Source organism: Pseudomonas sp. NFACC16-2, from assembly GCF_900119205.1.
GTDB lineage: Bacteria > Pseudomonadota > Gammaproteobacteria > Pseudomonadales > Pseudomonadaceae > Aquipseudomonas > Aquipseudomonas fluorescens_Q.
In genome coordinates this window covers 303,606-328,171 of record NZ_FPIX01000001.1, presented here as the reverse complement: position 1 = coordinate 328,171, position 24,566 = coordinate 303,606, and the positions used below count along the sequence as shown (strand labels likewise).

At 61.0% G+C, this 24,566-nt stretch carries 18 protein-coding genes and 2 pseudogenes; 9 read left to right on the top strand and 11 right to left on the bottom strand.

The window, feature by feature from the left end:
* The first annotated feature begins 172 nt into the window (after positions 1 to 172).
* From BT116_RS01270 to BT116_RS31650, 4 genes and pseudogenes are all read left to right on the top strand, one after another.
* Complete coding sequence (locus BT116_RS01270) at positions 173 to 1,345, top strand: ABC transporter substrate-binding protein (protein ID WP_072339320.1); 1,173 nt, start codon at positions 173 to 175, stop codon at positions 1,343 to 1,345.
* 31 nt (positions 1,346 to 1,376) lie between these two features.
* Positions 1,377 to 3,689 (top strand): annotated as a pseudogene (locus BT116_RS31660) (ATP-binding protein); the annotation flags it as partial.
* 51 nt (positions 3,690 to 3,740) lie between these two features.
* Positions 3,741 to 4,235, top strand: a pseudogene (locus BT116_RS31655) (response regulator transcription factor); the annotation flags it as partial.
* Positions 4,236 to 5,096 carry a sensor histidine kinase gene (locus tag BT116_RS31650; RefSeq protein ID WP_371856149.1) on the top strand — a complete coding sequence of 287 codons (861 nt, stop codon included), beginning with the start codon at positions 4,236 to 4,238 and terminating at the stop codon, positions 5,094 to 5,096. It begins immediately after the preceding pseudogene.
* Between the two features lie 25 nt (positions 5,097 to 5,121).
* Here BT116_RS31650 and BT116_RS01260 read toward each other — a convergent pair whose 3' ends face one another.
* Entirely contained in the window at positions 5,122 to 5,631 is a 510-nt protein-coding gene (locus BT116_RS01260) for an Lrp/AsnC family transcriptional regulator (protein WP_072339316.1), read from the bottom strand.
* A 199-nt stretch (positions 5,632 to 5,830) separates the two neighbouring features.
* Here BT116_RS01260 and BT116_RS01255 point away from each other — a divergent pair, with 199 nt between their 5' ends.
* The 4 genes from BT116_RS01255 (at position 5,831) to mdeB (ending at position 10,605) form a co-directional block, all read left to right on the top strand.
* Positions 5,831 to 6,847: a 1-aminocyclopropane-1-carboxylate deaminase gene (locus BT116_RS01255; RefSeq protein WP_072339314.1), complete on the top strand. Its 1,017-nt coding sequence runs from the start codon at positions 5,831 to 5,833 to the stop codon at positions 6,845 to 6,847.
* A 137-nt stretch (positions 6,848 to 6,984) separates the two neighbouring features.
* On the top strand, positions 6,985 to 7,443 hold the full coding sequence (locus tag BT116_RS01250; protein ID WP_072339311.1) for a transketolase: 459 nt from the start codon (positions 6,985 to 6,987) through the stop codon (positions 7,441 to 7,443).
* A gap of 46 nt (positions 7,444 to 7,489) precedes the next feature.
* Complete coding sequence (locus tag BT116_RS01245) at positions 7,490 to 7,912, top strand: hypothetical protein (protein ID WP_083569078.1); 423 nt, start codon at positions 7,490 to 7,492, stop codon at positions 7,910 to 7,912.
* Positions 7,909 to 10,605 carry an alpha-ketoglutarate dehydrogenase gene (gene mdeB, locus BT116_RS01240; protein ID WP_072339309.1) on the top strand — a complete coding sequence of 899 codons (2,697 nt, stop codon included), beginning with the start codon at positions 7,909 to 7,911 and terminating at the stop codon, positions 10,603 to 10,605. The genes BT116_RS01245 and mdeB overlap by 4 nt, the downstream gene beginning before the upstream one ends.
* A 10-nt stretch (positions 10,606 to 10,615) precedes the next feature.
* Here mdeB and BT116_RS01235 read toward each other — a convergent pair whose 3' ends face one another.
* From BT116_RS01235 to BT116_RS01205, 7 genes are all read right to left on the bottom strand, one after another.
* Positions 10,616 to 11,770, bottom strand: coding sequence for a M20 family metallopeptidase (locus BT116_RS01235; protein ID WP_072339307.1), 1,155 nt, complete (start codon positions 11,768 to 11,770; stop codon positions 10,616 to 10,618).
* Entirely contained in the window at positions 11,767 to 13,191 is a 1,425-nt protein-coding gene (locus tag BT116_RS01230; protein WP_072339305.1) for a M20 family metallopeptidase, read from the bottom strand. The genes BT116_RS01235 and BT116_RS01230 overlap by 4 nt, the downstream gene beginning before the upstream one ends.
* Positions 13,188 to 14,177 carry an ABC transporter ATP-binding protein gene (locus BT116_RS01225; protein ID WP_072339303.1) on the bottom strand — a complete coding sequence of 330 codons (990 nt, stop codon included), beginning with the start codon at positions 14,175 to 14,177 and terminating at the stop codon, positions 13,188 to 13,190. Before BT116_RS01225 ends, BT116_RS01230 begins: the two co-directional genes overlap by 4 nt.
* Positions 14,174 to 15,190: an ABC transporter ATP-binding protein gene (locus tag BT116_RS01220; RefSeq protein ID WP_072339301.1), complete on the bottom strand. Its 1,017-nt coding sequence runs from the start codon at positions 15,188 to 15,190 to the stop codon at positions 14,174 to 14,176. The genes BT116_RS01225 and BT116_RS01220 overlap by 4 nt, the downstream gene beginning before the upstream one ends.
* Before the next feature lie 31 nt (positions 15,191 to 15,221).
* Entirely contained in the window at positions 15,222 to 16,124 is a 903-nt protein-coding gene (locus BT116_RS01215; RefSeq protein ID WP_072339299.1) for an ABC transporter permease, read from the bottom strand.
* Between the two features lie 9 nt (positions 16,125 to 16,133).
* Positions 16,134 to 17,051, bottom strand: coding sequence for an ABC transporter permease (locus BT116_RS01210; RefSeq protein WP_072339297.1), 918 nt, complete (start codon positions 17,049 to 17,051; stop codon positions 16,134 to 16,136).
* Positions 17,052 to 17,153: 102 nt separating this feature from the next.
* Complete coding sequence (locus BT116_RS01205) at positions 17,154 to 18,674, bottom strand: ABC transporter substrate-binding protein (RefSeq protein WP_072339295.1); 1,521 nt, start codon at positions 18,672 to 18,674, stop codon at positions 17,154 to 17,156.
* A gap of 186 nt (positions 18,675 to 18,860) precedes the next feature.
* Here BT116_RS01205 and BT116_RS01200 point away from each other — a divergent pair, with 186 nt between their 5' ends.
* Positions 18,861 to 19,775: a LysR substrate-binding domain-containing protein gene (locus BT116_RS01200; protein ID WP_072339293.1), complete on the top strand. Its 915-nt coding sequence runs from the start codon at positions 18,861 to 18,863 to the stop codon at positions 19,773 to 19,775.
* A gap of 54 nt (positions 19,776 to 19,829) precedes the next feature.
* Here BT116_RS01200 and BT116_RS01195 read toward each other — a convergent pair whose 3' ends face one another.
* From BT116_RS01195 to BT116_RS01185, 3 genes are all read right to left on the bottom strand, one after another.
* The gene (locus tag BT116_RS01195; protein WP_072339289.1) at positions 19,830 to 22,739 is read right to left on the bottom strand and encodes a DUF4132 domain-containing protein; all 2,910 of its coding nucleotides are present in this window, start codon (positions 22,737 to 22,739) and stop codon (positions 19,830 to 19,832) included.
* Positions 22,740 to 22,770: 31 nt separating this feature from the next.
* Positions 22,771 to 23,211, bottom strand: a complete 441-nt coding sequence (locus BT116_RS01190) for a hypothetical protein (protein ID WP_072339287.1) — start codon at positions 23,209 to 23,211, stop codon at positions 22,771 to 22,773.
* A gap of 156 nt (positions 23,212 to 23,367) precedes the next feature.
* A complete protein-coding gene (locus BT116_RS01185) occupies positions 23,368 to 24,546 on the bottom strand; it encodes an MFS transporter (protein WP_063321805.1) in 1,179 nt (392 codons plus the stop codon).
* Positions 24,547 to 24,566: the final 20 nt, after the last annotated feature.

Here is a 24,566-nt window from a genome sequence, read left to right as displayed (position 1 = left end):
CCTCCCGCCATAGGCCATTCAATCCTGCTAAACGTGGACTGCGTTGTGAGGCACTCAGTTGACTGAAATCCTTCCATGGCCGCGCGCGAAGCGGGCACGTTGAGACTATGCTCATTGCCACTGCAGGCAATGTACTGGTTTCACTGGTCGCCCACTAAGGAAAGGAGTCTGTATGTGTCTGATTCTTCATGCCCGGTTCTATTATCTGAATGGTCGAATGCGCAGTCTGGTAACGCGTGTCCATCGGCGTATTTCGAACACTCACAAAATCTTCTGGCGCTTGGCCGGCTGCGTGACTGGGCTGGCGCTGGTTGCTGTCAATCCAGTCCACGCTGCCGACGGCGGCATCGCCGGCGGCCCTACCGCGGGCTATAGCATTGCCTTCAGCAACTCCTATGCGGGCAGTGATTTCCGCAAGGTGATGGTGCGCAACTGGCAGGAGATTGCGGTCCAGGCGCAAAAGGATGGCTTGATCCGCGAGGCTCCGGTGGTCAGTGCCGATAACTCGGCCTCGGAACAAGCGGCTCATATCCAGGACATGATCGTCAAGGGTGCCAACGCCATCGTCATCCTGGCCGCGTCCGACACGGCCCTCAACGGCGTGATCCGCGATGCCTGCAACGCTGGCATCGTGGTAGTGGTCATGGCCAGCCTGGTCACCGAACCCTGCGTCTATACCGTGGACTACAACTGGTCCGCCATGGGCCGCGTGGAAATGGACTACATCGCCGGGCGCCTCAAGGGGAACGGAACGCTGCTGGAGATTCGCGGCATTGCCGGCGATGCCACCGATAAAAACATCAGCGACGGCATCCGCAAGGCCGCTGGCGATTACCCGGGCCTGAAGTTCGCCAAGACCGTCTACGGCAACTGGACCGCTTCCGTGGCACGCAAGGAGGTGGCGCTGGCGCTGCCGTCGCTGCCCAGCATCGATGCCGTCGCGACCCAAGGGGGCGACGGTTATGGCGCGGCCATGGCGTTCAAGGCGGCAGGACGCCCTTTGCCGATCATCGTGATGGGAAATCGTCAGGACGAACTTGCCCTGTGGAAACAGGAGCGCGATGCCAATGGCTACGAGACCGTCTCTGTCTCCGCTTCCCCGAGCGTCTCCCAGGTGGGTTTCTGGGTGGCCCAGCAGATTCTGGCGGGCAAGCAGGTGCCGAAGTTCGTCGAAGTGCCGCTGGTGCGTATCGATGGGAAAGACCTGGACGCCTGGCTCGCCACCATGCCGGTGGGCGGCGCCGCCAATCCTTCCTATGACCAGGCTTCCGTTGCGGCGATGATCGACGCGGCCATCAGCAATACGGCGCCGCCGACGCCTTTGCCGGAGGTGACGAAGCAGTAGTGCCAGGCGTGGAGCGGGGAGGCGAGGCGCCATGTTGACATTCAAATCCTCCACGGACAGGCCCATTGCCGTCAGGATTGGCCTGGCGGTCGCCGCGCTGGTGTTCCTGATGCTGGTGGTATCGCTGGTGAACCTCTATGGCCTGCGAGGCATGGTGCGTGCGGTGGATTCCGCCAGCCATTCAGCGGAAATTCTGGCCTCGGTCAACGGGGCCACCGGGCGGGTGGAAAACTTCATCGCCACCCGCGATCAGGAAAGCCTGTCCCAGGCCGAAGGTATGGTGGCGACGGCTATCGCCGGCCTCACCGCCATTCCGGTGGCAGAGGCGCAATCGCTCAAGGGCAGTCTGGAAAGGCTCGCTGCGGCAATCGCCGCCTTGCGCGCGGCGACCCTGACCATGGACGGCGAAACGGAGAACATGACAGCCCACTACGGGCGGATGCGAGAGGCGACGATCCTCGTCGAACAGGGCATCGCCGATGGGCTGAAGGGGATTGATGCCCGCGCCGCTGAGCACGAGGCGCGGGTGAGCAACATCGAAAGTGCTCATCGCATTCTGGATATCCTGCGCAACGGCGAACGGATCATCATCGCCAATGTGGCCAAGATGCTGGTGACCGGTAATGGGGCGGCCGTCACTGCGGCGCGGAACGCCTGCGCGGCACTCCCGCCGGTGGTCGAGCAATTGCGCGAGTCGATGGAGGCGCCGCAGGAGCGAGAGACTTTGGACCAGTTGGCGACGGCGGTCGCGGCTGTCAGCCAGGCGGTCGAGCATCTTGGCGAGGCACCCAAGCTCCGGGGAGACGAGGCTTTGCGGCATCTCGCCGCCGTCGGGGATTTGGTCGAGCGCCTCGATGCCATGTTGGGTGAAGTGGACGGGCATGTTTCCCGTGACGCAAACGACATTCAGGCAGCAACCGGTTTGCTGCAAAATGCCGCCGCGTTGTCCAAGCGTTTCGCCGAGCGTGTTGCGACCCTGGAGGCGCAGACCTTGTCGTTTCGCCTGTCTCCGTCGGCCGAGGTCGCCGGTTCGGTCGGCCACATCCTGGACGAGCTCTCCCGGCTCTCTCGGGTTCTCCCGGCGTCCGTGGGGCTGCAGGCCAAGGCTACGCCTCTGACGGTCAGCGAACAGATTGCCGGCTACCGGGCGGCATTCGCCAGGTTCCATCAGGCGAGCAACGCCTTGAGCGACGCGCGCGACCAGGTTCGCAACGAGGCTCGGAGCGCCGGCCTGTTGGTGGCGCGCTTCGCAGGTCAAGCGCGTTCCGACGCCGTGGTCCACAATGATCGCGGCATGCTTGCGACCATAGTTGCAGGGACCGTCGCCATCCTGCTGGCCGGCGCCATCGCCTGGAGCACGTCGCGATTTGTCGCGCAGCCCATCGTGGCCCTGGCTTCGGTCATGCGCCGGCTTGCGGCTGGCGATCTGAACGCCGAGATCGCCAGCGCCGGACGCGGCGACGAGATTGGAATCATGACCCGCGCCGTGCGGGTGTTCCAGGAGAATGCCCTGCGCATCCGGGTGTTGGAGGCCGAGGCCGAGGCCGAGCGACAGCAAGTCCAGGCCTCTTTGGAAAGAATGGTCGCCGAACGGACCGACGCGCTGCACCATCAGACCGAGGTGCTGGAGGCGCAGGCCATCGAACTCATTCAGGCGCGCAACCAGGCCGAGGCGGCTAACCAGGCGAAGAGCGATTTCGTGGCCACGGTCAGCCACGAACTGCGCACCCCCCTGACCCTCATTCTCGCTCCCCTGGAGCAACTCTGGGCGGCGACCACCCCGCCGGCGGACTGGCATGTGCAAGTCGAACGCGCCCAACGCAACGCGCTGCGCTTGATGATCCGGGTGAACGACATCCTCGATTTCTCCAAGGCCGAAGCGGGCAAGTTCGAGTTGTGTCCGATGCCCGTTGACTTGAACAAGACGGTGGGTGTGCTGGCCGAGGATGCCGCCATGGTGGCTGAGGGCAAAGGCTGCACCTTGACCTGCAGCATCGATCCCGCGCTCGGTACGGTGTTCCTGGACCCCCGGCACTTCGAGAAGATTCTCCTCAACCTGGTGAGCAATGCCATCAAGTTCACGCCCGCTGGCGGCACCGTGCACGTGGCAGTGACCGCGATTGATGGCGAGCGATTCGAGCTCGCGGTGCAAGACTCGGGGATTGGCATTGCGCCTGACAAACTGCCGTTGCTGTTCCAGCGTTTTTCCCAGATCGACAATTCCGCCACGCGCCATTACAGCGGCACCGGCATCGGTCTCGCTCTGGTCAAGGATCTGGTCAAACTGATGGGGGGCGAAGTCGGCGTCAATAGCGAGCCCGGGCGGGGTTCGTGCTTCTTTGTTCGACTTCCGCTGGGGGCCGAGCAAGACGCTGTACCGGGCGAAACCAGCCATATGCACGAGCGATCGTCACCGGGTACAGCAAGCACAACCGAGCAGCGCCACCTGCGTTTCGACGACGGCCGCCATGACAGTCGCAATGGCCGGGCGCCGATGGAAGACGCGGGCAAGCAGCACTCGGAACACGCCTTGCGATCCAACGTGCTCGTGGTAGACGACAGCCCGGAAATGCTTAGCTATCTGCGCGAGCTGTTGCGCGATGACTACAGCGTCGCCACCGCAACCGATGGAGAGCAGGCCTGGGCACTCCTGCAGCGTCGGCCCATCGATGTCGTCGTCTCGGATGTGATGATGCCGAAGCTCGACGGCTTTGGCTTGACGGCCAGAATCAAGGCCAGCGCCGGTTTCGCCCATTTGCCCGTGATCCTGGTGACCGCTCGCGGCGGTAGCGAGGCTTGCGTCTCCGGGCTGGAGAGTGGCGCCGATGACTACATCGCCAAACCCTTTTCGCCGCTGGAACTCAAGGCTCGCGTACGCGCGGCGCTGCGCATGAGCCAGGTACAAACCGAACTGCACGCAAAATCCCGTCAGGCGGGCATGGCCGAAATCGCTACGACTGTGCTGCACAACGTCGGCAACGTTCTCAACAGCGTGAACGTATCGGCAGAACTGGTCAGCAGCCAGATGCGCACCTCCAAAGCCCAGGGGCTGGGCAAGGTGGCTCAACTGCTGAGCGAACACGTCCATGACCTGAGCGATTTTCTCACTAGGGACCACAAAGGGAAGATGCTGCCCGACTACCTGCTCAGGTTGGCGAAAGTGGTGACGGAGGAGCAACAGGGCATCATCGAAGAACTTGGGCAACTCACCAAGGGCATTGACCACATCAAAACCATTGTCGCTGCCCAGCAGTCCTATGCCGTCGCCGTCAGTATTGTCGAGACAGTGCCGGTCGCAGAGTTAATCGACGATGCCTTGCGCATGAGTGCTGGATTACTGGCGCGCCAGGAGGTGACGATGGTCAAGGACATTGCCGACTTGCCCCTGCTGGCGTTGGATCGGCACCGGGTGCTGCTGATTCTGGTGAACCTGATCGGCAACGCCAAGCAGGCGTTGGACGGCGTGATCGATCGCAGCCCATGCGTCACGTTCAGCGTGTCCCTCGTTGAAGGGTCAGTATTGCGTATCACGGTGGCCGACAACGGCAATGGGATTGCGCCTGAGCACCTGAAGCGTATTTTTACCCATGGCTTCACGACGCGCAAAGACGGTCATGGTTTTGGCCTGCACAGCTGCGCGCTGGCCGCGCAGGAAATGGGTGGCAGCTTGACCGTGCACAGCGACGGGGTTGGACAGGGCGCAACCTTTACCCTCGATATTCCTCTTGATGCTTCGCTGAGTAAGCCATGAACACCTACCTGGCCTGACTGGCGCCTCAAAGGGGAATGTGGGTGGTCGACAAGACCTGGCGCAACCCCATGAACGAGCGAATCTGGCGAACCCCGGGCAGGTAAAGCAGTTGCTCCGCGTGGAGCCGGTTGAAGCTGTTGCTGTCCTTGGTTCGTATCAACATGAAGTAGTCGAATTCCCCCGTCACCACATGGCATTCCATGCAGCCGGACACTTTTTGTGCGGCCGCCTCGAATGCGGCGAAGGACTCCGGTGTGGAACGGTCCAGCACCACGCCGATCAAGACCACCATCCCCGCATCCAGCGCTTCATTGTCCAGCAGTGCGACGATGTGCTTGATCAGGCCGGCCTGCTTGAGCCGTTCGACGCGTCGCAAGCAGGCTGGCGCGCTCAGTTTGACCTTCTCTGCCAGCGCCACATTGGAGATGGAGGCGTCCCGCTGCAGGGCCTTGAGAATGGCGCGGTCGGTTCGATCCAGCGGCTGCGGCGTTGGGGCTATTTCGGTCGGCTTCTTGCGAGTATTTATTGCGCTCATATGTATTTCTACGCAGTAAAAGTATGTTTGATGGTTTTTTCTGAAAATTATGTTTCTTTAATTTCTAATAATTTGCAATACATATTTTTCGATTTCTTCTTAGTATTGAACTCATCGAAGCCCCCGTGGAAGAGCCTGGAATGCAGCCCTTTGCTTCTCGGCCTGGCGCTTGGATATTCAATAATCGAGGAGCAGAGTCATGAACCTGAATCGTTTTAAACGTTATCCGTTGACCTTCGGTCCTTCTCCCATCACGCCCTTGAAGCGTCTCAGTGAACACCTGGGTGGCAAGGTCGAGCTGTATGCCAAGCGTGAAGACTGCAACAGTGGCCTGGCCTTTGGCGGGAACAAGACTCGCAAGCTCGAATACCTGATTCCCGAAGCGATCGAGCAAGGCTGCGATACGTTGGTCTCCATCGGTGGCATCCAGTCGAACCAGACCCGCCAGGTCGCTGCAGTCGCTGCCCACTTGGGCATGAAGTGCGTGCTGGTGCAGGAAAACTGGGTGAATTATTCCGACGCGGTGTATGACCGGGTGGGCAACATCGAGATGTCGCGCATCATGGGGGCGGACGTGCGGCTTGACGCAGCAGGTTTTGATATTGGTATCCGGCCGAGTTGGGAGAAGGCCATGAGCGATGTCGTGGAGCAGGGAGGCAAACCGTTCCCGATCCCGGCGGGTTGTTCCGAGCATCCCTATGGCGGCCTCGGGTTCGTCGGCTTTGCCGAGGAAGTGCGCGAGCAGGAAAAACAACTGGGCTTCACGTTTGACTACATCGTGGTCTGTTCCGTGACCGGCAGTACCCAGGCCGGCATGGTCGTCGGTTTCGCCGCGGACGGCCGTTCGAAGAACGTGATCGGCATCGATGCCTCGGCCAAGCCAGAGAAAACCAAGGCACAGATCCTGCGTATCGCCCGGCATACCGCGGAACTGGTGGAGTTGGGCCGCGAAATCACCGAAGAGGACGTGGTGCTCGATACGCGGTTTGCCTATCCGGAATACGGTTTGCCTAACGACGGTACGCTGGAAGCGATTCGCCTGTGCGGCAGCCTGGAAGGTGTGCTGACCGATCCGGTGTACGAAGGAAAATCCATGCACGGGATGATTGAAATGGTCCGCCGTGGCGAGTTCCCCGAAGGCTCGAAAGTGCTTTACGCGCACTTGGGCGGGGCGCCGGCACTGAATGCCTACAGCTTCCTGTTCCGCAACGGCTGATTCACGCCAATGACCTGTAGGCGAGCGCTTGCTCACGAGGCGGTGGGGCAGTCGGCATGCATGTTGAATGTCACGGCCTCATCGTCGGATCGCCGCTCGGAGCGAGCCGCTGCAACCCAACCGCCGGGAGTACCGCCATGCATGGGATATCGCAATCCGCAGTCTGGATCAAGGAACCTTCGGCGGATGCCGGGGTGGTCATCGTGACCAGCGCCGCATTGCCCAAATACATGATCGACAAGCTGCACGTGACGATAGATGACTGGGACCAGGTGGCTTATCTGGCCGTCGCGCAATCCGAGGCGTTGTTGGTCGACTGGTTGCGGGTCGGGTCCAGTCCGGAGCCGTCTGCCGGGGGCGACACGTGTCATGCCCGCCAACTGTTGCGCTCCGTCCCCCACGGCAGCTTTTTACTGGAAGTCGGCACGGTGCCTGGCCTGACCTGGCTGGGATCCGTCTGCGGCCATCCGCTGCGCGTCGTCGAACTGGGAACGATAGCCTCATCCACTGCGGCGATGGATCGACAGGTGGAAGAAGTGTTATCGGCGACCCGGAGCCTGGCGAAAAGTGTGCTGCAGGCGCGTGGCGTCATTTAATCCAGTCCTCGTCAATTCGCCTGTTGAAACCAGAAAGGCAACGCTTATGAGCCGAACCGCCGAGGGTCGTATCCATGCAATGAAGTGGATGCGCGAGCCTTCCAGTTGTACGCGTATCGTGGTCATCGTGAGCGGACTCGATAGCGACCATATCGATTTGATCCATCAGGGGTTCAGCTGTTTTGACAATGTTGCGCTGATCCATGTCGATACGGTGAATACCGTGAATGGCAAGCTGGTTGGCGTGCAAATGGCCAAGAGTGACTACTGTTTTGTGGTACTCGGTGAGCTTGATGAGCGCTTCTTGCAGGACCTTTCCATTGGTCAGCCCTGCCTCTACCCGGTCGCACCGGACGAGGCGGCCGAACGCTCCGTCATTGCGGCGCTAGAGCAGGTAAAACGCCTCGCCCGAGTGAGCCACTCGCGCCACTTTGAAGTGATACCCGACACCTGCAGGAGTTGCCTATGAACCTGTCCGATCCCCATGCCCAATGGCCGACCCAGGCTGCCGAGGATGAAGAAATGGCCGAGTGGCGTGAGGCTTTGCTCTCCGTCGCAGCCCACGGCGGCACGGGCCGGGCCAAACAGATCCTCGACATGCTGCTGGCCGTTGCTAGCACTTCGGACATCGGCTGGCGACCCAGCCATGGCACCCCTTACATCAATACCATCAGCGTTGAGCAGCAACCGGTGTTTCCCGGGGACCTGGCCATGGAGGAGCGTCTGGCATCGATCATGCGCTGGAATGCCCTGGCGATGGTTGCCCGGGCCAATCACGCCTATGGCGAATTGGGCGGACACATCGCCAGTTATGCCAGTGCGGCGGATTTGTTTGAAGTGGGCTTCAATCACTTCTTCAAGGCGCGCACCCCAACCGGCGGCGGTGATCTGGTGTTCTACCAACCCCACTCGGCGCCAGGCGTCTATGCCCGGGCGTTCCTCGAGGGACGCCTGGAAGAAAAGGATCTGCAGCACTATCGACAAGAGATCGGCGCGCGTGCCAAGGGCGCCCGGGGGTTGTCAAGTTATCCGCATCCCTGGTTGATGCCGGACTTCTGGCAGTTCCCGACGGGCTCCATGGGGATCGGTCCGATCAGCTCGATCTACCAGGCGCGTTTCATGCGCTATCTGGAGCACCGCGGCCTGCAAAAAACCTCGGGGAGAACTGTCTGGGGGGTGTTTGGCGACGGTGAAATGGATGAGCCGGAAAGCATGTCGGCGCTGACCCTGGCGGCGCGCGAAGGGCTGGATAACCTGGTCTGGGTGGTCAACTGCAACCTCCAACGCCTGGACGGCCCGGTGCGTGGCAACGGTCGCATCATCGACGAGCTCGAGGCGTTGTTCGGCGGTGCGGGCTGGAACGTGATCAAACTGGTCTGGGGTTCCGACTGGGACAGATTGTTTGCCCGGGATAAGGACGGCGCGTTGGTCCGGGCCTTGTCGGCCACGGTCGATGGCCAGTTCCAGACGTTCGCGGCCAAGGATGGGCGCTTCAACCGTGAGCATTTCTTCGGCCAGGACGAAGCCCTGGCGCATTTGGCCGAAGGCCTGACCGACGAGCAGATCGACCGCCTCAAGCGCGGTGGTCATGATCTGGTGAAGATCTTTGCCGCCTATCAAAGTGCAATGCTCGAGGGCAAGAAACCGACGGTCATCCTGGCCCAGACCAAGAAGGGCTTCGGCATGGGTGACGCCGGGCAGGGCAAGATGACCGTGCACCAGCAGAAGAAACTCGACAGCGAGGCGTTGATCGCGTTCCGCAACCGTTTCAACCTGCCATTGACCGATGAACAGGCCACCTCGCTGAGCTTCTTCAAGCCGAGCGACGACAGCGCGGAAATGCGTTATCTGCATGCACGCCGCCGGGCATTGGGCGGTTACCTACCTGCGCGATCTTCGACCTGCGCGTCATTGGCCGTGCCCGACGTAAACAGCTACGCCGGGTTTGCCATCGCCGCCCAGGGCAAGGAAATGTCCACCACCATGGCCTTCGTGCGGATGCTCAGCGGCTTGCTCCGGGACAAGCAACTGGGGCCGCGAATCGTACCGATCGTGGCGGATGAAGCGCGTACGTTCGGCATGGCCAGCCTGTTCAAGCAGATCGGCATCTATTCCAGCGTGGGGCAGCGTTATGAGCCGGAGGACATCGGCTCGATCCTCAGTTATCGAGAAGCCCTGGACGGGCAGATTCTCGAAGAGGGCATCAGCGAGGCGGGGGCGATCAGTTCCTGGGTGGCAGCGGCGACCAGCTATTCGGTGCATGGCTTGCCGATGCTGCCGTTCTACATCTACTACTCGATGTTCGGCTTCCAGCGCATCGGCGACCTGATCTGGGCGGCGGCGGATCAACGGGCTCGTGGTTTTCTGCTGGGTGCCACCGCTGGCCGTACGACATTGGGTGGCGAAGGTCTGCAGCACCAGGACGGCAACAGTCATCTGATGGCGGCGATGGTCCCCAATTGTCGGGCTTACGATCCGGCATTCGCCGGCGAGTTCGCGGTGATCCTGAATCACGGCATGCGCCAGATGCTGGAGCGCCAGGTCGACGAGTTTTACTACGTCACCTTGATGAACGAGAACTACCCGCAGCCCAACCTTCCTGAAGGTGTAGAACAGGCCGTTATCAAGGGCATGTACCTGTTTGCCCGGCATGAAGTCGAGGAGGCGCGTGGACGTGTTCAGTTGTTGGGTTCCGGCGCCATCCTGGGCGAAGTGATTGTCGCCGCCGAATTGCTGGCGAGCGATTGGGGGATCGACAGTCAGGTCTGGAGCGTTACCAGCTTCACCGAATTGGCCAGGGAGGCACGGGAAGTGGAGCGCTGGAATCGACTGCATCCCGGACAACCTGCCAAGCGCAGTCATGTTCAAGAATGTCTCCACGACTCGGCGTCCGTCATTGCCTGTACCGACTATGTGCGCGCCTTGCCCCAGTTGATTGCCAGTTATCTCGATGGCCATTACACCGTACTCGGCACCGACGGGTTTGGCCGCAGCGATACCCGCAGCCAACTGCGCAGGTTCTTCGAAGTGGACCGCCACCAGATCGTCCTCAGTGCGCTGACCTCCCTGGTGCATGAGGGGCGTCTGGACGCCAGTGTCTGTGCCGAGGCCATTGAACGCTACGCCATTGACGTTGACGCCGTGGCCCCTTGGGTGGCTTGAAACCGGGCCATCAACCGCTTTCACCGACAGACAGGATGGTCGCCACCAACGCCTGGGCGCGAGGCACCAGCGTGTCCAGCTTCAGGTATTCACGATCGGTGTGGACCTTGCCCCCCACCGGACCGAGGCCACACAGGGTTGGAATGCCCAGGCTGGCGGTGAACCCGGAGTCGGCGCAACCGCCGGTGAATTCGCCTTCGACGCTGAAACCCAGCGCCAGGGCTTTTTGTTGGTAGATGTGCAGCAATCGTTCGCTGTGACGGGCCTCCATCGGCAGAAAGGTGGTCGCTTCCTTGAGGATGGCGTGGGTGCCGATCAGTTCTTCTTCGGCGACGATGGCCAGGATTGCGCTAAGGATTTGATCCCAGTGCTTGAGTTCGATGAAGCGTACGTCCAGTCGCGCGCAGGCGCTAGGCGCGACGGTGTTGCTGGACGTGCCTCCGGATATCAGGCCCACATTAGTGGTGATGCCTGCCGAGTAATCGGTCAAGGCATGGAGCTTGACGATCTTGCGTGCCAGGGCCTCGATGGCGCTGGCGCCGTCGGCATGATTGACCCCGGCATGCGCCGCGCGCCCGCTGACTTCGATGATCAGCGTGGCGCCGCCTTTGCGGGCGCTGACCACGTTGCCGCTGGCCCGACCGGGTTCGGTATTGAGCACGGCGCGGGCGGCACGGGCGGCGTGTTCGATATGGGTCCTGGCGCTGCCGGAGCCTATTTCTTCGTCACCGGTGTACAGGACCTGCACCGGATAGGGCAACGAACCGGCGCGCTTGAGTGCCTTGAGCGCGAAGCAGTTGAGCACCAGGCCGCCTTTCATGTCGGCGACACCGGGGCCATAGGCGAGGTTGGCGTCGCGGCTGTAGCCGCGCGTCGTGGTGGTGCCTTTGGGGAACACCGTGTCGCGATGGCCCAGCAGCAACACCGGCTTGCCAGGTTCGCCTGGCACTTCGGCGAGCATCACGTCGCCAAAACCCTCCACCGGCATGCGCTTGAGCAGGATGCCGTCGGCTTCCAGTTCCGCCGCGAGCAGCGCCCCCACCGCGTCGACGCCCACCTTGTCATAGCTGTTGGAGTCGGTGTCGACGATACGCTGCAGCAGCGCTTCCATGGCTGGGCGCTGGTCAGCCAGCCAGTCCAGCGCCTGTTGTGCAGTGGCACTCATTGCGCCTGCTCCCGCAACTGATGTTCCTGGGTCAGGCGTGCTGCGTCGTTGCCCAGGTCCCAGAACAGCCCGGCCATGATTTGCAGGCTTTCCTTGACCACCGGTGCCAGCAGATGTTCGTTCGGCGCATGTTGTGAGCAGGCCGGGTACGAGTGCGGCACCCACAAGGTTGGCAGGCCGAGCACATCGGCGAACACATCGTTGGGCAGCGAGCCACCGAGGTTTGGCAGCAGCGCGGGTTTTTTGCCGGTGGTCTGTGCCAAGGAGCTGAGCGCCCAATTGACCCATGGGCTCTGCGGGTCCAGCCGCGTGGCATGCATCACCTCGACATGGCTTTGCTTGACCTCGACATTGCTGAAACCATGGGCATCCAGGTGGGCGCGCACCGCCGGGATAAAGGTCGTGTAGTCGCTGTTCACCACGAAACGGATGTGACAATGGGCATTGGCCTTGCCGGGGATCGCATGCACAGGAGCATCCGGGTTGCCGGTCTTGAAGGCGATGACGTCGAGGGTGTTCCAGCCGAACACTTTTTCGCTCAGGGATAGCTCCGGGTTACCCCAGTTGGCGTCGATGTCCGGATCGCCCGGTCCGCCACCGACGTCAATATCGGCCAGTGCCTGGCGAACCGGCTCAGGCAGTGATTCAGGCATCAGGCCCGCCACTTTCACCCAACCGTGTTCATCGACCATGCTCGCGATGGCATTGGCCAGGATGATGCCTGGGTTGGCCAGCAACCCGCCCCAGTTGCCAGAGTGATGAGCGCCTTCGCGCAGATTGACCACCAGCTCGAAGTTGAACACCCCCCGTGAACCGAGAAAAATCGTCGGTCGTGAGGCCGCCAGGCGCGGGCCGTCCGAGGCGATGAAAACATCCGCGGCGAGCTCTTTACTGTGGGCGGCACAGAATGCATTCAAGCCCGGAGAGCCTTCTTCTTCGCCCATTTCCAGCAGCAGCTTGACGTTGAACCCCAGCTTGCCGTCGCGAGCCTTGAGGGTTTGCTCCAGCGCGGTCAGGTTGATCAGGTGCTGGCCTTTGTTATCCGCCGTGCCTCGGCCGTACCAGCGATCACCTTCGGCAATGACTTGCCACGGCGACAGCCCCTCACGCCATTGCGCTTCATAGCCGCGTACCACATCACCGTGGCCATAGCTGAGTACGGTCGGCAGTTCCGGATGCTCGATGCGCGTGGCGATCATGAAGGGACCGCGCTCTGCCACCGGGTTGTCATAGATCTTGACGCTGAAGCCCATCGCCTCGACATGCGGGGTGATGAACTCATGGAGGTAGCGATACAACTCGGGCCGGCTGTCCGTTGCCTGGCTTTCGGTGTGCAAGGCGACGCTGCGTTCGAGCAGATTGAAAAATGCGCCGCTATCGAATTGCTCGGTGGTGTTGCTGATGGCCAGTGAACGACTCATGAGTGGACAAGCTCCAGTGTTTGGGCGGGACTGTCGTGGAGGTGGCAACGCACGTTGCCGCCGATAATCGGATCATTGGCCGGGTAGGCCGTTTTGCAGGGGGCGAAGCAGCTCGGGCAGCGCGGATGGAAGGCGCAACCGGAGGGCGGTGACATCGGATTGGGGAAGGCACCGCGCAGGCCGATTTCGGGAATGCCCAGGCGCGGATCGGGCGTGAGCACCGAATCCAGCAAGGCGCGGGTGTAGGGGTGGCCGGGTTTGGCGAATAACGCTTCGCGGGTGCGTTCCTCGACGATACGCCCCAAGTACATCACCGCGACCCGGTCGGCGAGGTGTTCGATGACCGCCAGGTTATGGCTGATCAGCAGATAGGTCAGGCCGAATTCGCGCTTGAGGTCTTGCAGCAGGTTGAGAATCTGCGCCTGCACCGACACGTCCAGCGCCGAGGTGGGTTCGTCGCAGATCAACACGTCAGGACGCATGATCAACGCCCGGGCAATGGCCACCCGTTGCCGTTGGCCGCCGGACAGTTGGCTTGGATAACTGTCGATGACGCGCTTGGGCAGGCCGACCACATCGAGCATCGCTTCGGTCTTCTTGCGCCGTTCGGCCGGGCTGCCGATGTCATGCACGATCAGCGGCAGGGTAATGATTTCGCGCAGTGTCTTGCGTGGGTTCAGCGAGGAATACGGGTCCTGGAATATCGGCTGGATGTGCCGGGCCATTGCCTTGCGATCCGTCGCTGCCAGATGTTTGCCATTGATCAGCACATCGCCGCTGGTTGGCGCCAACAGACCGAGCAATAGCTTTGCCAGGGTACTTTTTCCGCAACCGGACTCACCTACCAGGCCGAGGGTCTCGCCACGCATCAGGCGCAGGGAAACACCATCCACGGCTTTCAGGGTGGCGGTGGGTTTGAACAAGCCCTTGTTGATCCGAAACTCGCGACGGATGTCGCACAGCTCCAAGGCAATGTCTTTTTTCATGACCGAGCCCTCTCTTGAAGGCGAATCGGCGCCGGGGCCGGTGCGGCGAACAGGCAGCGCGCCATGTGGCCGTCCTGTTCGATTTCGGGGATGTCTTGCGCGCAGGCCGTTATCGCCTGGGCGCAACGATTGCGGAACGCACAACCTTGCTGTTCGCCCACCAGGCTTGGCACCAGGCCTGGAATCGAACCCAGTGCCTCGCCCGGTTTGGTCCGGCCGGGGATTGGAATACTGGCCAGCAGACCACGGGTGTACGGATGCTGCGGGTTCTCGAACAGTTGTAGGGCAGGGGCGGTTTCGACGATTTCCCCGGCATACATCACCGCGACCCGATCGGCGATCCGTGCCACCAGCCCAAGGTCGTGGGTGATGAAAATCACCGCCAGGCCGAGCTCTTTCTGAATGTCGCGGATCAAGCGCAGGATCTGCGCCTGGATGGTCACGTCCAATGCCGTGGTGGGTTCATCAGCGATGATCAGGTCCGGCTCGCACATCAACGCCATGGCGATGATCACCCGCTGGCGCAAACCGCCAGACAATTGATGCGGGTACTGGCGCAAGCGTTCGGTGGCGTTGCTGATACCGACTTTCTCCAGCATCTGCGCGGCGCGCGCCAGGGCATCCTTGCGTGACACCTTGCGATGCTGGGTCAGTACTTCGCTGAGCTGGTCGCCAATGCTGTAGGCCGGGTTCAGCGAAGTCATCGGTTCCTGGAAGATCATCGCCAGACGGTTGCCGCGCAGGTCGCACATGCGCCGCTCGCTCTGGCCGAGCATGTCGATGCCGTCCAGTGTCAGCCGGGACGCGGTGCGTCTGGCCTTGCGTGGCAACAGGTCCATCAGCGCCAGCGAGGTCAGGGATTTACCGCAGCCGGATTCGCCGACGATACACAGCATTTCACCGCGCTCGACTTCAAAATCCAGACCGCGCACGGCATGCAGCATGTCATCCGGCGTCGGGCTGTTGCCCATGGGGATGTCCACGCGCAGGTTTTCAACATGGAGTAGTGCCATGTCCGGTACCCTCTATTAGTAAGGCCGTCTATCAGTTGCGGCCGTCGGGCAGGATCAGATCGCGCAGGCCGTCGCCGACCAGGTTGATGCCCAGCACCAGAATCATCAGGGCGACGCCGGGAATGGCGATGACCCACGGGGAAAAGAACATGTAGGGTTTGCCTTCGGCGATCATCAAGCCCCAGGACGGCGTCGGCGGTTGCACGCCAACGCCGAGGAACGACAGGGCCGACTCCAGCAGGATCGCGTGGGCCATTTCCAGCGTCGCGACAACGATCAGCGCGCCGACCAGATTGGGCAGGATTTCACTGGCCAGAATGCGCAGGGTCGAGCAGCCCAGCGCCTGGGCCGAGGCCACATATTCAGCATCGCGAATCTGTTGCACCGAAGCCCTGACCACCACCGCGAAGCGATCCCACAGCAGGCAGCCGAGCAGCACGATGACCACTTTCAGCGAGCCGCCCATCAGCGAGGCCGAGGCCAGCGCGACCATCACCACTGGCATCGCCAGCCGGGTGGTGATCAGGTAGCTGATAAATGCATCGACCTTGCCGCCGTAGTAACCCGCCAACAGCCCCATGACGGTGCCGATAAAGCCGGAAATCAGCGCCGCCGCGATGCCGATGAACAGCGAAATCCGTGCGCCGTATAGCAAGCGCGAGAGGTAGTCACGGCCCAGCTTGTCGGTGCCGAGGATGTACTCCCAGGTGCCGTTGGCCATCCACACCGGCGGTTTCATGCGCAGCATCACGTCTTGCGCATAAGGGTCATGGGGCGCCAGCCACGGGGCGAAGAGTGCGCCGGTGAAGATGATCAGCAACAACACCGCGCCGATGGCGAAACCACGATGGCGAAAGCTCTTGCCGAGTACTCGGCTCAAGCTGCTGGGGGGTGGCAGGTAGTCATTGATCGCGAGGGTCGTGGGGGTGCTCATGTAAGCCTCCTAGCGCACGCGGATGCGCGGGTCGAGCAGTGCGTTGAGCACATCGGCCAGCAAGGTGAGGATGATGTAGATCACCGCAATCAGCAGGACCACGGCCTGTACCACCGGAAAGTCGTCACGGGCGATGGCGTCCCAGGCGAGTTGTCCGATGCCTTGCAGGGAAAACACGGTTTCGATCACCACCGAACCGCCGAGCATGAAACCGAACTCCACCGCCGCCAGGGCGACGACTGGAATCAAGGCGTTGCGCAGTGCGTGCTTGAACAACACTCGGGCAGGGCGCAGGCCCTTGGCGCGGGCCGTGCGGATGTAATCGGAACTGAGCACGTCAAGCATGCCTGCACGGGTCAGGCGCATGATGGCCGGCGTCGCGTAGTAGCCCAAGGCAATGGCCGGCATGACGAAGTGCAGCAGGGTCGAGTTGCCGGACACCGGTAGCCACTTGAGCGTCACCGCGAACACCACGATCAACATCAGCGCGAACCAGAAACTGGGCATCGCCTGGCCCAGCACCGCGATGCTCAAGGCCAACCGGTCAACCCAGGTGTCGCGTTTGACCGCCGCCAGCACACCCAGTGGAATCGCCACCAGCAAGGCGATACCCAGGGCCATGGCCCCCAACCCGAGGGTAATCGGCAAACGGCTGGCGACGAGGTTGTAGACCGACTCCTGAAAGAAAAACGAGTCGCCCAGGTCCAGCCGTAGCAAATCGCCCAGCCAGTTGAAGTACTGGGTCGGTAGCGGGTTGTTCAAGCCGTATTGCACGCGGATCTGTTCGATCTGTTCGCTGGTGGCTTCCGGTCCGCCAATGGCCGTGGCCAGGTCGCCGGACAGGTGCAACAGAGAAAAGCTGATCACCGACACGGTAATGGCCACGCAAATAGCGATGCCCAGCCGGCGCAGAAGGAATCCAAGCATGGCAAGTTTCCTCGTATCCAATGGATGACATGTCAGGTGGTGTCCGTGGTGCGGCTCAGTCCGCAAGCCACGGCACCTCTGGATCAATCCGCTCTGTGCGGATTATTTCCAACTGGACTGAACGAAACGCGGCAGCTCATCCGGGTACGACGTGAACGCGAGGTCAGAGGTGTAGGCGTAGTTCATCGAGTAGTTGAACAGCGGCGCCCAGTACGCCTGTTCGCTGATGCGCTGCAACGCCTTGCGGTAGTTGTCCTTGCGCAGTTGCGGGTCGAGGGCGTTGTCAGCGGTCTGCAACCAACCCTGGACTTGCGGATCCTTGATGTTGTCGTCCGGGTTGCCCTTGAACCAGGTGCCGGCCGACGCCGAGGTGTCGAGGATCGAGAACGAGCCCCAGGCCTGAAACGACATGGGCACCTTGCCGCCACGCTGCTGGTCGCGCAGGGCGGCGTACTTCAAGAAGCGCAGCTTGGCGTTGATGCCCACGGCACGCAGGTTACCGATGATGGCTTCGACGTAGTCACGGTCGCGATAAGCGAAGATTTCGGTCTCGAAGCCATTCGGGTAACCGGCTTCGGCGAGCAGCGCCTTGGCCTTGGCCGGGTCATAGTCGTAGACCGTGGCCGCGGTGGTATCGCAGCCGAACTGGCCTGGATAACAGGCCACCTGCAAGGGCTTGGCTTCGCCACCGACCAATTGCGTGGCCAGCGCGTTGCGGTTGATCGCATGGTTGATGGCCTGACGCACCTTGAGGTTTTTCATGGGCGAGTTTTCAGTGGAGGTGCCCCGGGCATCCAGAATCAGGAAACCGATGCGCATGGTTTCGCCGCTGGTCACGGTCAGGCTCTGCATACCTTTGAGGTCGACTGCCTGATCCGGGGTCACGCGCCACGTCCAGTCGACACCGTCGGTCATCAACTCGGCCAGGCGGGTTTCCGCATCCGGGATCACCCGGAACTTGAGGTGGCCGATATGGGGCTTGCCTTGTGGGCTGTCCGGGAAGTAGTCCTTGTTGATCTCCATCGTCACGCCTTCGCCAGCCACCACCGACACGGCTTTGTACGGCCCGGTACCGATTGGCTTGCGACTGAATTCGGCCAGGCCGACCTTCTCGAAATACTGCTTGGGGAACATCGGAACGGCGTTGGACAGGTATTCCAGCGCCGGAGGGAAGGGCTTCTTCAAATGCAGGCGGACGCTGTAGTCACCGGTTTTTTCGGCGCTCTTGATCCAGTCGACGTTTTGCACGGTCACGACTTTCGCTTCGGGCGACACCACGTAGTTGAGGGTGAACACCACGTCGTCGGCGGTGAAGGCGTCGCCGTTGTGAAATTTGACGCCTTTGCGCAGCTCAAAATCGATGGTCGTGTCGTCGACCTGTTTCCAGCCAGTGGCCAACATGGGTTGGTATTGGCCGCTGTTGGGGTCGCGGTAGATCAGGTTGTCCCAGATCAGCCGCCCGAGAATCACGCCTTCGCGTAGATCGTTGTGATAGGGGCTGATGTTTTCAGGCTCACTGTCGGAAGCGTAAACCAGGGTGTCGTTGGCTTTACCGGCATGAGCCGGAAAACTGCTGATGAAGCCCATCAGCGCAATAGTGCAGGCGAAACCTTTGATGCCCATGCCGTCGTCTCCGTTGGCGAGAGTGGTTGAATCAAAGGGCAGCGAATCGCAAAAGCGCAAAGGAGGGTAAAAAGACCAGGTCATGTTTTTTTTGATCTGGACACGAATGTAGGGAAAGGCTATCAATGCCACAAGAATAATATTTCGATACTTCCTTTGCCGAAAAGGCAAACCTTGGGGGCACCGATGCAGCTGTATGGTGTGCAGTCCACGGCATTGCGCTATTTTCTTGAAGTGGCGCGATGCGGATCGATCAGCGAAGCCTCGGTACGGCTGAACGTCGCGGCGTCAGCGGTGAGCCGGCAGATTGCCAAGCTTGAATTGGCCCTGGACGCCAGCCTGTTCGAGCGTCGTGCCCGGGGCATGGTGCTGAGCGAGGCGGGGGTACGACTGGCGGCTTATGCGCGCAAGTCGCAGCTTGAGGCCGAGCAGGTGGTGCTGGAAATTACCGAGCTGCATGGCTTGCAACGAGGTCATGTGCATGTCGCCTGCTCGGAAGGATTTGCGCTGGAATACATGCCCAGGACCATCAGCGCGTTCCGGCGTGAGTATCAGGGCATTCATTTCACATTGGAGGTCTGTGCGCCTGCCGAAGCGACCGAGAAGGTTCGCTCCGGCGAAGCCGATCTGGCGATGACCTTCAGCCTGACGCCGCAAAAGGAAATCAAGGTCGAACATGTCCTGAGCGGGGCGATTTTTGCCGTGGTCTCCAACGCTCATCCTTTGGCCGGGCGTGAAGCGGTCAGCCTCGCTGAGTTGCAACCCTGGCCCATTGCGTTACCCAAGGCCGACACCACGATTCGGCAACTGTTCGACATCTGTTGCGGTGTACAGGGGTTATTGTTCGACCCAGTGTTGACCACCAATTACGTTGCCTCGCTCTATAGCTTCGTCCGCGAAGAGGGGGGTATCAGCCTGGCCAGCGAAATGACCTTGCACAAACAGGTGGCGGACAAGGCCCTGCAATGCTTGCCGATCCTCGATGAAGGCATGCATGCGCGGCGCATCGAACTGCAAAGCATGGCTGGACGCAATTTACCGGCAGCGGTTTGTGCCTTCAGGGATTTTCTGATTGCGGATCTGGCGAAAGCGAAGCTCTGAGCCGGGTGAATGTGTTCTAAATGTTTGAATGACGTCATTCGATTTTCTTGACCATCAGCCGCCGCGCTGTATCTGCTCCAGTATCAGGCTATCGGTGATGTTCATGTCGTCCAGCAACAGAAACATCTTGCTCAGCACCTCGGCCATTTTCCTGTCGGTGTCGGCGAACGGCAGGTAGAAATCCGTGACGCTGCTGCCTGCGGGCACGATGCACAGATAGTTGCCAGGTTCGATGTGGATGGCCGCGCTGCCCAAATGAATGCGGTAGTTCGCACGCTGGCCGGTCACGTGCAGAAAATGCCCTTCGCATTTAACGTTTTGCAACCCTAGCCCCTGAATCAACTCACCGACCAGTTCGGCGCGTCGTTGCAGGGTTTCTTGGCTGGTGCTGTAGTCGTCCGCGGCGTGGGCCACGGAGACCAGCAGGTCGGCGTCACGCATGACTTCCGAGAACAGCAGCGGCGGTACTTGTTCAAGGGGGATGGCTTTGTGGTTGCGGTGGAACGCAATCGTGTCGAAGGTAAAGTGTTCTGTTTCCGAGAGGTAATGACCGGTATCCAGAAAGTTGAACAGGGCGTAAATACCGTGCTCTTTGCTCTCGTAATAGATGTCCTCGACGCTGGAGGTCGACCAGTTGCGGACCTGTAGCAACCGGGCGGCGACTTTGGCTTTGAGGCGGTGGCCGGCAAAGCGGTTGGACCACAGGCCGGTGTCTCGCTCAGCAGGTGTCAGCAGGTATAGCTCGCGAAAGGCCTGTTTGAACGGCTGCACGCGGCGATGGGTCACCACTTCTTTCTGCCAGGCCGACAGTTGCCCTGCCGTGAACAGATGAAATGGGTGGGCGATACGCAGAGTCTTTTCAGCGACGTGTTGGCGGCCTTCAAGGTCAGTCACCGTCAGCGTCGCGGCATCGAGCCAGCCCAGCGCAGCGTCGTCGGCCTGCACAATCAGTTGTTCGAGCAGCAGGCGAACGGCGGGCATTTTCAACAGCGGCTTCAGGTCGTCCAGGGCCAGGGTTTCGCCGCTGCTCATTATCGCTTCCAGGGTGCGGCAGAAGCGGGTGATCTGTTCCTTGAGCTGGGTTTGCTGCGTCTTGAGGGCGATGAAATCGGCGTTTTTGCGCACCGCAGGCGGCGCGGTTTTGAGTGTCTTTCCGGCTTTGCAGATGGTCAACGTGGGCGACAAGCCGTCGATGACGAGGGTGATGTCATAGCCATCGACGGTGGCGGCTGTCAGGGCGGACTCGGCGATCTCCGATTCCATGGCCCACTCCAGGCGAATTGCCGAGGGGTAACCGGCGACACGCGCCAGGTTTTCCAGGCCTGCCTGCACCGCTGCGTGGGAGTTGGCCTGGCGTTCAGCGCCGTACTTGCGCACCTCTTTGTGCAGTTTCTTGAGTGTCAGATAGCGTTGGCGTACGTCGTCCGCATCCTTGACGGGCAGTACACCATAGATGCGCATGGCCGCCTGTGCATGGCGGGTCAACTTCTTTTCCAGCGCCGCTCGACCGATGCCCTGGTAGGCGTCGAGCAGCACGCGCGTCTCGGGAAACGCCCAGTGCGAGGGTTCGAGTGCCGCGAGGTACTCGCGCAGGTGGTCTGGGTCGGCCTCGGCCAGCGCCTTGTCCAGCAGGTAGCGATCCACCACACCCACGGTTTCATCCAGCGTATTGGGCAGGTCGGTGCCCCAGCCGGATCGAGGTGCCAGGGCAATGTTCAGGTATTCACGCTGGAACGCTTGCAGGTCACGCCAGCCGAGGGCGTCGAGCACCACTGGGCTGGCTTGTCCGGCGTAGGGCAGGGCGGTCAGCAAGGTGTTTCTTGAAAAGCCGGACAACGCCGCGAGCAGCGCTGCCGATTGGTCTTTGGGCAGATCCTGGAGCAGCAGGAAGCATTGGAGTACCGCGGCCGTATCGCCGAAGCTGTCAAAGTCATCCGGCGCCATGCCCAGTCGTTCGATGGCCGCCAAGGCCTGTAGCAACCAGCGAGTCTGATACACCTCTACCGAACGGAAGGTGTCAGCCAGCCTCACGGCGTTGTCGGGTAATCCAGCCAGGGCGTCCTCGACGTAACGAGCGGTGAAGTTCGCCAGTTCCGAGGGCACTTCGGCGGGGGCGTCGTCCGGCTGAGATGACTCATCATCGATGTCTTGCGGGTCATCGTCGTTTGAGTCGTCTTCGTCGAAATCTTCATCAGCGTATCGATCCAGGTCCACATCATCGCTGTCCAGCCCGGCGTCGTCGGAATAGAACATCATGGCGCGGCCCCAGGTATTGGCCGCCCGGACGAAGCGCGGGTAATCGAGGCGGCCCGCTTCCATCAGGCCCAACGCGATGCGCCTGATTTCCTCGTGCCCGTAGATATACGCATCGGCGAGTGTCCTTTGTTCACCACCCGGCGTTGAAGGGGGCTGCTCGCGGTTCCAACTGCCGTCCAGCAACCATTCGGCGAAGGCCTGCCAGGCCGGGGTGGACGGGTAATGGCTCAGGCGATTGATGCACGCCGGGACGTCAGGCAAGGCCCAGGCCTGGTCCGGACGTCTTCGGTAATAGGCCGGGCCATCTTCGTCAGTGGGCAATGGATAGTCACTGTCCTCGAAGGCGAATTGCAGCATGTGCCGCAGTCGCGCGCAGATCTGCTCCAGCGCATAGGCGTCCGGGTGAGCCGTGATCCACGCATCGCAGAGTCGATATTGCAGGCCATAGCGCTGTTGATCGCGACGGTCCTCCAGATCGTCCCAAACGGTCGGGAACACAAAACCATCCGCCAGCGCCTTGGGCCCCTCCTGGGGATGCTGCCTGACCCAGTCATCGGCTATGCGCAGGCAGTCGATGCCGTCCCAGAAATCGGGCTCGAATTCGTCATATTGGCTGAGCTCGGGATAGTCATCCAACGCGTTATCACAGAATGCTCGCAGCGCAGCGAGGCGTGTGGCTTGTTCGGGCACAGGACGGCGTGATTGCATGAGGGTATCCGAGGGAAGTGAACGACGAGGATCAACCGCCAATCAGCGGCACCAGGCGGATAAACGTGAGCGTGAAAGGGGGGCTCAATTCGATTGTCTCGTCGAGACTTTGCAGCATGACGCCGTTGTGCAGAACGCGGAATGCACGGGCTTCAAAACCTTTCAGGGCTCGCTCGACCTCAACGCCGACATCCAGGTCTGGAGCCGCGCGGGCCTGAGGCATGACAACCGCGCCTTCACGGGCCTGCCGAAGAACGTCCCGCTCGTTCAGGTACTGGCGGTCGAGCATTTCACGCATCGACGCTTGTTCCAGCCAATGCTGGACCGACAACGCGGCGATCTGTTCGGCCACGGTCAGGCGAATGAGCTCGGCGACCGTCAAGGTCAACGAACTCGGTGTCAGGGTGACGGGAGGCAGCAAAGGCTCCTGGCGTGCGCCTTTCAGGCAATAGCTATGAACCACGAACTCCATGACGCATTCCTTGCAAGCCAGGCCAACCGGGCAGATGGCGCCTTAGCATATCCCGGTCTGCAATAAACTTCATCGCGCCGCGTGCTCGGGCGCCGTAATAGAAGCCTGACAGGTTGTGGTTTACGACATTACTTTTCGTACGGTGCCTGGCTCAGATTACTTTTTCACTATCGCCATCCTGCGACCACTCATGAAGCACAGCAGGCCCCCCATGGCGGTCAGTGCGCTTAACGCATAGAACATCGTGGGGGCCGGAGTATGCATCAGCAGGTATCCGCAGATCACCGGGCTCAAGGCGCCGCCGAGAGCTGCCAGGTTTTGAGCACCGTAGTAGCTGCCGCGCAGCTCTTCCGGCGCCAGGGTATCGACGAAAAGGAATTCGGCCGGGTAAATGATCATTTCACCGAGGGTGAAAATGAACATCGCCACGCACCAGCTCACCATGTCGTCTGCCAGGCTGAAGCCGATCAGGCCAAGAATGAACAGGCTGGTGCCCGCTGCAATCCAGTAGCGCAGCTTCTCGCGATCGAGGAACCGGCCGATCTGGTATTGCAGCAGAATTACGGTGACGGCGTTGCAGGCGAGCAGGGCGGCCATGATGTCCAGCGCGCGTTTGGAGTCGTGGGTCACCAGCAGGTATTGCGACAAGTAGAGAGTAAAGCGTCCGTGCACCACGGTGCTGAGCAGGCAGCCGCAGGTGAACATGATCAGGGTGCGGTCGTTTTTCAGGGTCTTCAGCGTCTTGAGAAAACTGGGCGGTTGACCAATGACCGGTGTCAGAGCGGCATCCCTGGGGATTCCGGTCATCAGGAAGATGCTGAAAAACGCGATGCCACCGGCGATCAGGAACGGCGCAATCGGGTAGACACCGGCAATCACCACGCCGAGCATGGGGCCGGTGGCATAGCCGATGTTGGTCAGGGTGTAGCGCAGGGAAAATGCCTTGGCGCGCTGGCCCATGGGCAGGTTTTCGCTGAGGATCGCTTTCGAACCGATAAGGAACAGCGCTGACGCGGTCTCGGTGATTACCACGGTCATGGTGGTCAGGTAGAGGTTTTCGGCAAAGGTCAGCAGGATGAAACCGATGGCACTGGAGAGCATCGCCAGGATCAGCAGGCGGCGCTTTTCCAGGCGGTCGATGACATAGCCACCATACAGTGCCAACAGGGTGGCGATGAACACTGCGATACCGAGCAGCAAGCCGACATCCTGTTGGTTGAGGCCCAACTTATTGCTCAGGAATAACGTGAGCAATGGACTGGTAATGGCGCGGCTGACGACGATGGTCAGTGAAACGATCATCAAGCGTCGGATAACGAGCGAGTAAGTGGCCACGGAGCTATAAATGTCCTTAT